At 38.0% G+C, this 13,487-nt stretch carries 11 protein-coding genes and 1 pseudogene; 5 read left to right on the forward strand and 7 right to left on the reverse strand.

The genetic code is table 11. The features are described 5' to 3' along the window. Nucleotides 1-128: 128 nt before the first annotated feature. A complete protein-coding gene (locus tag FTV27_RS16305) occupies nucleotides 129-1,409 on the reverse strand; it encodes a cation transporter (protein WP_005237495.1) in 1,281 nt (426 codons plus the stop codon). Nucleotides 1,410-1,498: 89 nt separating this feature from the next. On the opposite strand from FTV27_RS16305, the gene cadR reads away from it, so the two are divergent. Both cadR and FTV27_RS16315 read left to right on the forward strand, forming a co-directional pair. Further along, nucleotides 1,499-1,891, forward strand: coding sequence for a Cd(II)/Pb(II)-responsive transcriptional regulator (gene cadR, locus FTV27_RS16310; protein ID WP_000550240.1), 393 nt, complete (start codon nucleotides 1,499-1,501; stop codon nucleotides 1,889-1,891). 93 nt (nucleotides 1,892-1,984) lie between these two features. Continuing rightward, nucleotides 1,985-2,146, forward strand: a pseudogene (locus tag FTV27_RS16315) (IS6 family transposase); the annotation flags it as partial. Nucleotides 2,147-2,187: 41 nt separating this feature from the next. On the opposite strand, the gene FTV27_RS16320 reads toward FTV27_RS16315, so the two are convergent. Together FTV27_RS16320 and FTV27_RS16325 are read right to left on the reverse strand one after the other, a co-directional pair. After that, nucleotides 2,188-2,490 (reverse strand): helix-turn-helix domain-containing protein, encoded by a 303-nt coding sequence (locus FTV27_RS16320; RefSeq protein ID WP_005237493.1) that lies wholly within the window; start codon nucleotides 2,488-2,490, stop codon nucleotides 2,188-2,190. Continuing rightward, entirely contained in the window at nucleotides 2,483-2,839 is a 357-nt protein-coding gene (locus FTV27_RS16325; protein WP_115736331.1) for a type II toxin-antitoxin system RelE/ParE family toxin, read from the reverse strand. Before FTV27_RS16325 ends, FTV27_RS16320 begins: the two co-directional genes overlap by 8 nt. 683 nt (nucleotides 2,840-3,522) lie before the next feature. On the opposite strand from FTV27_RS16325, the gene adeR reads away from it, so the two are divergent. Beyond that, nucleotides 3,523-4,251, forward strand: a complete 729-nt coding sequence (gene adeR, locus FTV27_RS16330; RefSeq protein ID WP_032073130.1) for an efflux system response regulator transcription factor AdeR — start codon at nucleotides 3,523-3,525, stop codon at nucleotides 4,249-4,251. Next, the gene (gene adeS / locus FTV27_RS16335) at nucleotides 4,241-5,347 is read left to right on the forward strand and encodes a two-component sensor histidine kinase AdeS (protein WP_032073131.1); all 1,107 of its coding nucleotides are present in this window, start codon (nucleotides 4,241-4,243) and stop codon (nucleotides 5,345-5,347) included. Before adeR ends, adeS begins: the two co-directional genes overlap by 11 nt. Before the next feature lie 103 nt (nucleotides 5,348-5,450). Here adeS and FTV27_RS16340 read toward each other — a convergent pair whose 3' ends face one another. The 3 genes from FTV27_RS16340 to FTV27_RS16350 form a co-directional block, all read right to left on the reverse strand. Further along, complete coding sequence (locus tag FTV27_RS16340; RefSeq protein ID WP_032073148.1) at nucleotides 5,451-6,965, reverse strand: MFS transporter; 1,515 nt, start codon at nucleotides 6,963-6,965, stop codon at nucleotides 5,451-5,453. 113 nt (nucleotides 6,966-7,078) lie between these two features. After that, nucleotides 7,079-10,183 (reverse strand): multidrug efflux RND transporter permease subunit, encoded by a 3,105-nt coding sequence (locus tag FTV27_RS16345; RefSeq protein WP_270915313.1) that lies wholly within the window; start codon nucleotides 10,181-10,183, stop codon nucleotides 7,079-7,081. Continuing rightward, nucleotides 10,180-11,343, reverse strand: coding sequence for an efflux RND transporter periplasmic adaptor subunit (locus tag FTV27_RS16350; protein ID WP_032073150.1), 1,164 nt, complete (start codon nucleotides 11,341-11,343; stop codon nucleotides 10,180-10,182). The genes FTV27_RS16345 and FTV27_RS16350 overlap by 4 nt, the downstream gene beginning before the upstream one ends. 426 nt (nucleotides 11,344-11,769) lie before the next feature. Here FTV27_RS16350 and FTV27_RS16355 point away from each other — a divergent pair, with 426 nt between their 5' ends. Next, on the forward strand, nucleotides 11,770-12,366 hold the full coding sequence (locus tag FTV27_RS16355) for a LysE family translocator (RefSeq protein ID WP_074163998.1): 597 nt from the start codon (nucleotides 11,770-11,772) through the stop codon (nucleotides 12,364-12,366). Nucleotides 12,367-12,393: 27 nt separating this feature from the next. Here the strand turns inward: FTV27_RS16355 and FTV27_RS16360 are convergent, their stop codons facing one another. Beyond that, the gene (locus FTV27_RS16360) at nucleotides 12,394-13,212 is read right to left on the reverse strand and encodes an AraC family transcriptional regulator (RefSeq protein ID WP_032073151.1); all 819 of its coding nucleotides are present in this window, start codon (nucleotides 13,210-13,212) and stop codon (nucleotides 12,394-12,396) included. Nucleotides 13,213-13,487: the final 275 nt, after the last annotated feature.

Genomic DNA, 13,487 nt, shown 5'->3' on the forward strand with positions numbered 1-13,487 from the left:
CAATACCAGCGCACAGCCCAAAGAATGATTTCGCCCTGAAAATGCCGACCATGGAAAGGATTCATATGCTGCACCTTTAGCTAAAACAGTCTTCAGCTTACCATTCGTGGTTATTTGCAACAGTGCCCTTACTTCAAAGCCAAAATTTTTCGGGCACCATTAAGTACGAATAAAGAAACCAGTATGCCAATGATTAAGTCTGGATAAGCTGATCCCGTCCACGCCACGAGTACACCGGCAAATATAACGCCCATATTTACGACAACGTCATTCGCCGAGAAAATCCAACTGGCTTTCATATGTGCGCCATCTTCTCGATGACCAGAAATAAGATATAAGCATGTCACGTTAGCTATAAGTGCGAGCAGGCCAATAACAATCATGAGCGTTGATTCTGGCTCGCTTCCAAACATGAATCGTCTAATGACATCAACAATCACGATAACAGCAAGTAATAACTGAATCCAACCTGCGAAATGGGCTGCTTTTATTTGATATTTCGCAGCTTTTCCGACGGCATATAGCGCAATACCATAAACGGCTGCATCGGCAAACATATCTAGAGAATCAGCAATCAATCCCGTAGACGCAGCAATAATACCGCTGATGAATTCTATAAAGAAAAGTAGAGCATTAATACCTAATAACAGTTTAAGTACTTTAGCTTGTCTCACAGGATCAGGTTCATTAGGTATATCGCCTGAAGAAAGCTGTGTTTCATCAAGTTTCGCCCCAAAACCCAGTCCTTCGAGTTTAGCCGTAATTTGCTGAATCCCTTCATTATGGAAGACTTTCAGTTTTCGATTGGGAAGATCAAAAGTAAGACCTTTAACTGCTTCAATATCTGCAAGAGCCATACGGACCATTTGCTCTTCAGCAGAGCAATCCATTTTAGGAATGGTGTAGGTACTTGTTTGCTTAGCCTGTTGATTGCTTATATAAGTTTCAGTCTTCACAAGCTTTGCACCAAAACCCAAAGCTTCAAGTTTGGTGGTTATATTTTCATCTTTTTGATTATGTAGAACCTTTAAAGAACGGTTAGGTAAATCAAAGATGAGTTTTTGAACACCATCAATTGAAGATAGCGCCATACGAACCATCTGTTCTTCCGCAGAACAATCCATTTTGGGAACTAAGTATTCACTCATGTAGTGCGAATCTTTTAAAATATCTTCAGTGCTTAAATTTTCTTTGGGATCAGAACCATAACAGGATTGAGCGGTATCTTCACAACTGTTTGAAGTGTTACAGCAAGGAGATGAAGATTTTTTTTCTTCCTCTTCACCACAACAGCTAAGCGTATTATCACAATTCTTTGAATTGTTTGCTTCTGCAATTGATGGATGATTTTCTTGTTGAGATTTCTTATCTTCGCATGGTGTTTCTTTACTACATCCACAACCACTCATAATTATACCCATTAAAAAAATTATAAACTTTGAATATTAGAACCCCTATAGTTACTATAGAGTCAAGAATCTTTGGAAATACTAACTCAATGCATTTAAAAATTGGTGAACTCTCTAAAAAAACCTCATGTTCAGTATTAACAATTAGGTTTTATGAAAAGGAAGGTTTAATTCCGGAACCGGAAAGAACGGAAGGAAATTACCGCCTTTACGATGTAGGCTATGTTGAGCGAATTAAATTTATTTTGAATTGCCGAACTTTAAATATGAGTTTGAATGAAATTCGTCAATTACTTACCTATAAAGACAAACCTGAGAAAAATTGTTCAGATGTGAATGAATTAATTGACTTACATGTCAGTGCTATCAGAGAAAATATAATCAAGCAACAAAAGCTTATTGAACAACTATCTGATTTAAGAGGTACTTGTGATGGTTTATGTACAATTGACCAATGTGGAGTTTTAAAAAATCTAGCTTGATTATCTAGACCTATGCTTTTTTCAAAAAATCGGCACTGTTGCAAATAACCACGAATGGTAAGCTGAAGACTGTTTTAGCTAAAGGTGCAGCATATGAATCCTTTCCATGGTCGGCATTTTCAGGGCGAAATCATTCTTTGGGCTGTGCGCTGGTATTGTAAATATGGCATTAGCTATCGTGAACTGCAGGAAATGCTGGCCGAACGGGGTGTGAATGTTGATCACACGACTATTTACCGTTGGGTTCAACGTTATACGAATCTAAAAATGGGAGCCTATAGCTCCCATTTTTATTGTTAAACGTTGAATCCTATATGTTTTCCTGTTGGAAGCTCTACATCAATACGGAGCTTCCCACCCATTGCCTCAACATACTTTTTCAAGGTTGAAATCTTAAGATCATTGCCACGATTTTCTATTGCTGAAAGCGATGGCTGTTTTATTCCCAAAGTTTCAGCAAGCTCTTTTTGAGAAATTTCGAGTTCTTCACGAATAAGATGAAGCTGATTTTCTAGCAGTAATTCATCAGCCATTTTTTGAATACGGGCTTGGCTCTCTGGAGAGCGGCTAGCTAACAATTCTTGCAGAGTCTTAGCCATTAGATTTATCTCCTAGGGTAGTGAGATGAAGTTGGTATTGTTCATCTGCAATATCCAGCATGTCTTTATAAAAACGCTTTTTACCGCCTTTATCAGCAATACATAGAACAATAGCCTGTCGTAAGGGATCAAATGCGAAGAAAGCTCTTAAGGATCTACCGCGATGTTGAACACGCAGTTCTTTCATATTGGTAAATTTAGACTCATACACAGTATCTACTAAAGGACGGCCTAAACTCGGTCCCTGCTGCTGTAGAACAACCAGGGCAGCTAGGACCTTCTCTTGTGTAGGTTCATCTTGCTGTTCAAGCCACTGATTAAATAGATCTGTCGTAATGACTGTCCACATACCACAACCAAAATATAGATTATAGTCTATATTTTAGGGGCATTATGTTTGTTTTGCAAATGAGAAAGGATAGGCAATAAAAAAGCCCGACATCCTGTCGGGCTTTTCCATATTTGGCGCTTAGATCTGACTCCTGTCTGATCTCACGTTCCTTGTTGTTCATCTTATTCTTTTTATCTGGAGCATCCTGCTCTCTATGTCTTCATGATAGGAAATTTCCAGTATTGCGGATAGCAGCAAAGGGCCGAGATTGGTATGAGCCAGGGCTTACAAAATAGCCTAAATTTTATCCACAAAAAATGTGGATAATTTTGGACATTGAGGTATTGATAAAATTTGAAAAACCTCAAAACTGACTATTTTTTAGTCAAATTTATTGGCAAGAAGTATCAAAACCGCTCATAAAAAAAGCCGACTTGTTTCAAAATCGGCTTTTTGGTCATTTTTGGATTTTTCTATTTTTATTAAGTGGTTGATATTTAGATTAATATACAAGTGTATTGCGTATAACCACCATTATGTTAAATGAATGATAATTGACATTTTGTTCATTAATACTGATATGCAACGAATTTTATTATATGTCACCCCTCAATTACAAATATAAATGACTGCTCGTCTAATCATCTCCATTACACAATTAAATGTTAAAATGCATAGCTACTTCATCTAAGATAAAATATATGTATCCAAATCTACAGCACAGCTTCGAAAACAGCGTCATTCTCGTTGTAGAAGATGATTATGATATTGGTGACATTCTTGAAAAATACATAAAAAATGAAAACATGCAGGTCATCCGTGCATTGGATGGACAACAAGCTTTAGAGTGCCTAAAAGCCAACTCTATCGACCTGATTCTCCTTGATATTAAATTACCCAAACTAAATGGCTGGGAAATTCTACAAATCATCCGTCAAACAAGTCATTTACCTGTCATTATGCTGACTGCCTTAGATGATCAAGTGAATAAGATCATGGGGCTAAAAATGGGTGCTGATGACTTTATTATTAAGCCATTTAACCCAAACGAAGTGATTGCACGAATACAAGCCGTACTTAGACGAAGTACAAGCCAAAATATGGAAATAACTAATATTATTCGTTATAGAAATATTGAAATTAATCCAGATCATCATCAAGTTTACATTTCAAATGGTCAAAGAAATCAGTTGCTCAACCTTACGTTAACTGAGTATAAGATACTGTTTTTGATGGCAAAAACACCGAATAAAGTCTTTACACGTAATGAATTGATCCAAAACTGTATGCCTGAAAGTGATGCTTTAGATCGCACTGTAGATAGCCATATCAGCAAATTACGCAAAAAACTTGAAGAAAATGATGTAAATGGCTTATTAATCAATGTCCGTGGCGTGGGGTATCGCTTAGATCAAAATCATGAAATTTAACTTTTTTAAAAATTCTGTTGGAATTAACTTCCAGTTTATTATCATGATGAGCCTATTCAATTTAGGCATTACGCTGTTATCTTTCATGATTGGCTATTTTGTTTATAGCTGGGCGATAAAAATAGGTTTTCTAAATACACAAGTTATTAATTCAAATGAATTTTCAGTTACCTCCGTTGACTTTATCTGGCTGTTTTTAGTGCTATTAACAGGCTTTTTTCTTTCTACTATCCTCGCCTTTAAATATGGAAAACGCTATACACAGCCAATTAGTGATTTAGCAGATGTTATTCAACAAATTCAACAAGGCAATTTAGCACTCAGAATTAAACAGCCACATCATGATATTCCACATGAAATCAAGTCTCTTATTGAGAACTTCAATGAAATGGCAAACCAACTTGAAGTATCAGTTAAGAATTCAACTGTTTGGAATGCTGCAATTGCACATGAATTACGAACACCTGTGACAATATTACAAGGTCGCTTGCAAGGTATTGTCGATGGTATATTTATTGCCGATAAAGCTTTACACCTAAGCTTATTGAACCAAGTCGAAGGCTTATCTTACCTTGTGGAAGATTTACGGACACTGACACTTATTGAAAATAAACAATTACGATTAGAACTAGAAAAGACCAATTTAAAAAATAGTATTGAAAAATGTCTGCAGATGTTTAATGAACGGTTTCATGTTAAAGGTTTAACTATTGTTTTAAATTTGACGGATAAATTGGTTTGCGTTGATATAAGAAGGATGGAACAGGTCTTTATTGCATTGTTCTCTAACTTTCTAAGATATTCGAATGCTGGAAAAATAAATATTACATCTGTAACCACAGCAGAACATTGGGTATTGACGTTTGAAGATGAAGGTCCTGGTATTGATGAATCGCATCTTAAACACCTGTTCAAACCCTTCTATCGACTGGAAGACTCTAGATCATGTCTAGATGGCGGTACTGGATTAGGCTTGGCAGTGATTGATGCAATTATTGAAGCACACCAAGGTCATATTTATTATTCTAAATCCAAAAACTTAGGTGGCAGCTGTTTTACTATTCAACTAAATCGTAAGACATCAACTCATTTATAATGTGTTAAGTTCAGATTAATACGGCTTAATTTAAACCATAAATTTAAGATAAATTGATGTCTGAACTTAACCATTCTGTTTGATGATCCTCAAATAAATTTCATCACAATGAATTCTCATCTCGATATTTAGCTAGCATAAAAAATACCACAATGGAGAGTATCCCGATGATAATCCCTGCTGTTAATAATAAATTAACATGAGCTGAACTGAAGGCAATTTTACCTGCGTTAATCAATGCTGTACCTTGTTCAACGGGTAACTGGCTCGCCACTAAATAGGTATCACCAATCGAAAGTCTGGCTTTTTCTGCTAAAACAGCAGTTAAATCTGACGGCACTTGAAGATGACTGCCAAATATATAGGCCATGAAAACACCAAATAAAGTAATACCTAGTCCTGTACCCAGTTCATAACCTGTACTTTCAAGTGAACCTGCCGCACCGCCCTTTTCTGCAGGTACTGAGCCCATGATCGCAATGGATGAAGCTGTTAAACCAATACTCAGTGTTAATCCAATCGAAGCTAAAATAAAGGGAACGATGATTCCCGGATGATGAAAATCTGAATAACTCAAACTGACCAACGCAATTGCTGCCAATATTAATGACATGGTCGCAACCAGACGGAGTCCAAATTTATTGGATAAAAAACCAGCAATAGGCCCGCCAATAGCGGCCGCAACCATAATCGGAACCATAAAAAGACCGGCTTGCAGCGGTGTTAAACGAATGACATATTGCAGCTCCATTGCCAAAGTTAACTCAACCCCTGCCAAAGCGCCTGCAGCAACCATTGCCATAATAATGCCGGCTAAAATAGCAGGACGTGAAAATAGCGAAAGATCTAGCATCGGCTGAGGAGAATTCAGCTGTTTGCGTACAAATATGGTTAATAAGCCGATAGATAAAACGACCAAAGGCAAGACAATCAACAACGACTGTTTACCGCCTAAGCCTGCTTTTAGTGCATATACAAACGAAATCAAACCGACAATCAGCAATAGCGCTTGACCAAATGCCCAATGTCCAGGGGTTATAGCTTCTTTTCGGGACAATAAGAAATAGCACATTGGTGCGACAACCAGCATGATTGGGACGTTAATCAGGAAAACTGAACCCCACCAGAAATATTCTAACAATCCCCCACCAATGAGCGGTCCAATGGCGGCACCGGCTGATCCGATTGTGCCCCAAATACCCAGCGCAATGGCACGTTCGCGACTGTCTTCGAAGGTTCTGCGAATAATACCCAATACACAGGGCATAATCATGGCACCGCCTAATGCTAATAAAGCACGTGCGGCAATCAGCATAGAAGCCGTTTGGGAAAATGCCGCAAGGACTGAGGCAATTCCAAATATAACCAAGCCAATCAGCAGAATCTTACGATTGCCGACACGATCAGCCAAAGTTCCCATCGGAACTAAAAGTCCAGCCATAAGTAATGGATAAATATCAATAATCCATAAGACTTGGTTACTTGTGGCACTCAGCGATTGGGTTAATGAGGGAACCGCAACATGCAGTACAGTCATATCAATCACAATCGGCAGAAATGCAAGCACGACAGCGAGCAATATCCACCAGCGTTTCGGATCAAGATTGGTAGCTTTCATGATTAAACCTATATTGATGGTTTATTAAATCAATTCTGAAATAAAGATGTAAATGAAAGATTTGTTGTGGGCTAAACTCGTTAACCCACAGCTTTTATTCTCAGTTTTGATGCTTAATGTGCCGCTTTACGTTTCGAGAATTTCTCAACCATGCTCATGACGACAATAAAGAAAATCGGTACAAAAATAACAGCTAGAATTGTTGCGCTGATCATGCCGCCAAAGACGCCTGTACCAATCGCTTTTTGAGTTTCAGAACTAGCGCCACTGGCAATGACTAAAGGAATAACGCCACAGGTAAATGCCAAAGATGTCATTAGGATTGGACGTAAGCGCAATTTAGCGGCTGCAACGGTTGCCTCCACTAAACCCATTCCTTCTTCTCTTAGTGCTTTTGCAAACTCAACAATCAAAATAGCATTCTTTGCAGATAGACCAATAATCGTGATCATGCCGACCTTAAAGAAAATATCATTTGGCATACCACGTAACATTACTGCTAAAAAGGCGCCAATCAACCCTAGAGGGACAACTAGCATCACAGAGAATGGAATTGACCAGCTTTCATAAAGCGCTGCCAAGACAAGGAAAACGACTAACATCGACAACAGTAATAAAAACAAGGTTTGTGATTCCGACTGTTTTTCTTCTAGAGAAATCCCAGTCCACTCATAACCCACACCTTTCGGAAGTTGTTCAATCAAATTTTCCATCTCAGTCATGGCTTGTCCTGAAGATATACCTGCTGCTGGACTGCCAGAAATACTCAATGATGGACGACCGTTGTAACGATTGTATTGTTGTGGGGAATGTTGCCAAATTGGAGTAATTATTTCAGACATTGAAACCAATTTACCGCTTTGACTGTTCACCTTAATCTGAAGAATATCTTCAATACTCATGCGTGATTTGGCATCAAGTTGCACAATGACTTGCTGCATACGGTCATGATTTGGAAAATCATTGATATACATCGAACCCATTGAGGTTGAAATAATATCGGTCACATCACTGAAATTAACACCTAATGCCTGCAATTTATCTCTATCAATTTTAAGCTGTACAGAACTGCCATCTGGCAAACCTTCAGGATAGACCTCCGCCACGATTTTACTTTGTGCTGCTAATGCTAAAAGCTGATCTTGTGCTTCTCTTAAAGCAGGCATGCCAATATTGCCACGATCTAATAATCTCAGTGAAAAACCAGATGAGTTACCCAATTCATCAATTGCTGGTGGTAACACAGACATGGTTTGACCTTCTGAACTTTCAGCCATCGCTATATTGGCATTATTCACGACTTCTTGTGCCGTAATAGTACGCTCTTCGAATGGCAATAGATTGGTAAAATACATCGCTGTATTCTGACCAGATCCACTAAAACCAAAACCTAAGACCGCCATATTGTCTTTAATCCCCGTTTCTTGGTCTAAATAATTTTGAAACTCAGCAACGACTTTACGGGTACGTTCTTGAGTTGCATCCGCAGGAAGTTGAATCGAAGTCATAAACCACCCCTGATCTTCTTCTGGCATAAACGCAGTCGGAACGTGTTTAAAACTAAAAATCAGCACAATGACAATGCCTAAGAAACATAACATTGCGAGGGTTTTATGTTTAATTACTTTAAATAAACTGCGTTCATAGCGATTGTTCAGCTTCTCAAAACTGCGATCAAACGATGCAAAAACACCCTTTTTCTGATGGTCTTGATCAATCGGTTTTAACATCGTTGCACATAACGCAGGGGTTAATGTCAGTGCAAGGAAAGCTGAGAATAAAATTGAAACCGACATGGTAATGGTGAACTGACGATAGATAATCCCCACTGAGCCTGACGCCAATGCCATCGGCAAGAATACAGCGGCTAACACTAAGGTGATGCCAATAATCGGATTGGTAATTTCCTTCATGGCTTTAGATGTGGCTTCAACTGGAGATAAGCCTTCTGTCGCCATAATGCGTTCAACATTCTCAATGACCACAATCGCATCATCGACAATAATCCCGATCGCAAGCACCATACCGAACATGGTCAGCACATTAATCGAAAAACCAGCAAGCAGCATGACTGAGAATGTGCCAAGCAATGCAATCGGTGCAACAATCGCCGGAATTAAGGTGTATCGAACATTGTGTAAAAAGATAAACATGACAATAAAAACTAATGCCATAGCTTCAAGCAATGTCATGATTACTTTTTCAATCGAGATTTTTACAAAAGGTGCAGTGTCGTAAGGTATAGAGAATTTCATACCATCAGGCAGTGCTGAACCTAACTGTTCAATTTTCGCTTTAACACCTTCTGCAGTCTTGACAGCGTTGGCACCAGGACTCATTTGTATCGCCACAGCTGTAGAGGCTTTGCCATTTTCTAAAATCGCAAAGTTATACATCTGTGCCCCGATTTCGACACGAGCGACATCCGACAGTCGAACATTGGCGCCATTTTGTTGAGCACGTAAACTAATTTTCTTGAATTGCTCTACAGTTTCTAATTGACCTTGAGCAGTTAAAGGAATAGTAATTTGTTGCCCCGTCAAAGCAGGAACATCACCAATACGACCTGGTGATATCGGCAAGTTTTGGTTTTGGATGGCTGTATTCACATCTTGAATACTCAATCCATAAGAAACCAAACGATCTGGATCGACCCAAATCCGCATGGCTTTTTCAGCACCAAAATTTTGGACTTTACCAACACCGTCAACCCGCTTTAATTCTTCAATCACATAGCGAGTCATATAGTCACTGACATCAATTTCACTATATTTGCCATTCGGTGAACTTAAGCCCACCATCATTAAAAAACCAGACGACGCAGCATCGACCATCAGCCCTTGTTGTCGCACTGTTTGAGGTAAGCGTGACTCAATGGCTTTAATTTTGTTTTGCACATCAATTTGTGCAAGTTCTACATCTGTACCTGGTTTAAATGTTGCGGTGATTGTTGCTGTTCCAGAACTATCTGAACTTGAACTGTAATAAAGTAAGTTTTTGACACCTGACATTTCCCGCTCAATCAAGGTCACAACACTATCATTCAATGTTTTTGGCGTAGCACCTGGATAGATTGCCGTAATACTAATCTGTGGTGGCGCAACACTTGGGAATCGTGCAATAGGTAACTTGGGGATGCTTAGTACACCCAACAGAATAATAAATAAAGCAATCACCCATGCAAAAATAGGACGCCTAATGAAAAATTGGGACATTATTGCTGTCCTCCATTTTCCTTAATATTTGTAGGTTGCCACTGCTTAATTTTTAATTTTTGCTCAGGCTGTATACGATCAGCCCCTTCAACAATGACTTTCTCACCTGCTTGTAACCCTTGTTTGATCACATAGTTATTTTGATAACGTTGACCAAGCTGAACAGGCTTGCTTTGCGCTAAACCTTTTTGATTAACAATCGTAACATTGGCTTTACCACTAATATCATGTTGAATCGCTTGTTCTGGAACTAGGAGCGCATTTTCAACTTGAGCTCGGCTCATATTGACTCGAACATACATGCCTGGCAAAAGTTTTTGATTTTCATTATTGGCTAAAATACGGATTGTGACATCACCCGTATCAGGATCAACTTTAGTATCCGAAAATAGGATTTCACCTGTAACGTTATAAGGTTTACCCTGACTATTTAGGATTTCAACCGTATGTTTGGTATTTGACACGTCACCTTGCTGTAAAGCTTCCTGTAGTTTTTCATAATCACTAATTGATTGCTTTACATCAACATAGACTTTATTAATCTGTTGTATTACGGCCATTGCATTAGTATCACCTTGACCAACTAATGCACCCTCAGTCACTAAGATTTCACCAATCGTTCCTGAGATAGGGGCTGTAACAGTCGCATATTTAAGATTAAGTTGTTGTCTGCTTAACATGGCTTGCATTTGCGCCACATCGGCTTTTGCTTTTTGATAATCTGCTTCGGTATTGTTGTATTCCTGCTGACTAACCGCATTTACTTTTACTAATTCAGTGTAGCGTTTTAACAGCACCTGCAAACGTGTCACCTCAGCTTGTGCACGGTTTAAAGTGGCTTGATTGCTTTTTACATCTGCCTGAAATATTTCAGAATTCAATTTAAAAAGCGGTTGACCTGCTTGCACATAAGAGCCTTGCTTAAAAAGTACTTTATCAACAATTCCACCTACTTGCGGGCGAATTTCAGCAATACGGTAAGCGACAACACGGCCTGGAAGATTTTCAATTAAATTCATGGAATGCGGTAATACCGTGATGGTACTGACAACCGCTGGTGGCATTTCTGTTGGGGACTGTTCAGCATCTTTGGCTTGTGTACAGCCGATTAAAAGTACAGTTGTAATAAGTATTGAACCTATTAAATGATAATGTGTTGACATGCTTTTTCAGAGGGGGGGTTTTAGATACTACTATTTTGAAATAGCAGTGTTTATGAATTGCTGATGTTGTGTGGAGATTGTGTGGAGATTGTGTGGAGAGATTAAAAGATTTATTTTTTAATGACACGCTTAAACAGCGTGGCTTGTAAATTAGTATAAATAATTTTGTTGTTCTACAATTTTGATCGTATCTTAGTTTTTTCTCATAGTTCATGAACTTTAAAATTCTAAACCAAGACTAATATTTATATAAGCAATTGAAAATACAATACATAGTTTCTTTATACACTTATGAAGTGAACTTTAGGTGAACATAAGTTAAATAGAAATTTTTAATTAGTTCAGCACAAACGTACAATCTTTAAGGCCTATAACTCGATACCGTTCTCTCTTTGATGTTTATTGCTATCTAATTGAGTGAACTCTGTGGAAATATTTCTTTATACATTAAGCGTTATGTATAGCCCAGGCCCTGTAAATTTTATGGGGCTAAATTCTGGCCTTACAGGTCAATTAAAAAAGACTATAGGATTTTACCTAGGCATTGGTTTCGCCATGTTGATCTTATTCGTATTGTTTGGCTATATAGGTGAAGCTGTTATTCCACATGGATTGATTCATTATATTGCTTTAGCGGGTGCAATTTATACATTCTACTTGGCTATAAAAATGATTAGGGCGAATGTAGAAACAACTCAACAGCAAGAAAGCCATCTAACATTCTTAAATGGCTTATTTATTCAGTTATTAAATCCAAAAGCCATTCTCGTCATTCTACCTGTTACGACAATTATGTACCCTGCAGCCAAAATCACAGGAATCATGATCTTGATAGTTTCTTTACTGATTTCACTTGGTGCTGTTGGCGCACCATTCACCTATGCTCTGGTTGGAAAAGTATTAGGCAACAAAATTGCTAATCCTATCTGGTTTAATCGGCTAAATAAGCTGATGGGTATACTCTTGATTTTATCAGGGCTTTTTATGTTCAAAGATTTTCTTAATGGAATAAATCTGCTGTAGGACAAATTAGCCGTTCAAATCGAACGGCTATCTTTTAATATTTATCATTTTCCATTGAGTGGGAGTTAAACCAAATGTTTTTATAAAATGTCTGGTCATATGACTCTGATCAAAAAAGCCTGCATTTAAAGCAGCATTAACAATAGACTCCCCTTGAGCAAGGTAGAACTTAACTGTTTCTAAGCGACGCATGATCATATAACGGTGTGGGCTAGTTCCAAATAATAATCGGAAATCACGAGAAAGGCTCCAGCGGTCACGATCAGCATGTTTCTCTAAATCTGACAAACTTAAGTTTTCATGTGGATACGCCAAAATACACTCACGCGCTCTCTCTGCTGCCTTGTAGTCAAATTTTTTGTTTTGGTTAGATGAAGTATCTGAAATTTCACACAGTGTAGTTGCCAAATCAAATAGAGCATCTTCCTCTTCTAGGGTATCCATATAATTATTTATATTATTTAGAAAGCTATCCATTGCCCTAAACAGGCGAATATCATTACTTAAGCCATGTCTGATAAAAGGCAAAGGTTTACCCTTTAAAATGGTTTGGATCATCGCTGGTTCGATGTAAATCATTCTATAGCGATAGCCATCTAATGTTCCTGATTCACCATCATGCTTTTCATCCGGGTGTAGAACCATAGTCATGCCTGGCAAGCTATGTTGCAATGTACCTTTGTAATGAAAGTTTTGAACTCCGGAAAGAGTCCTGCCAATAGCATAAGTATCATGTCGGTGAGGTTTATAAGCATAATTGGAAAGAAATGCTTCAATTCTTTCTAATTTATGATTTTGAGTGGGGGATCTCACAATCCAATTATTTCCACTGGAGAAATCAGGCATAATTGATGGCCAATTTTTCGTAGATTCTATTGTAGATTATTTTTCACTTTTCCTAAAATTAACATAATACACGTTATACGTAATGCTTGATATTTCTCTTTAAATATCATTATATTAAAGCAAGCCGTTCTGAAATATAGGGCACCAGCAGAGCGGCTTTTTATTGATTATTCATGTTCCACGCTTAAAATTCGAACAGTGTTTCATGATTTTTATAAGTTAAACTAAATTTAGTTGCTAATCCCAATAAGCTATTCACTAACTTGTAAATATCG

The organism is Acinetobacter sp. YH12251, from assembly GCF_013417465.1.
Lineage (GTDB): Bacteria > Pseudomonadota > Gammaproteobacteria > Pseudomonadales > Moraxellaceae > Acinetobacter > Acinetobacter amyesii.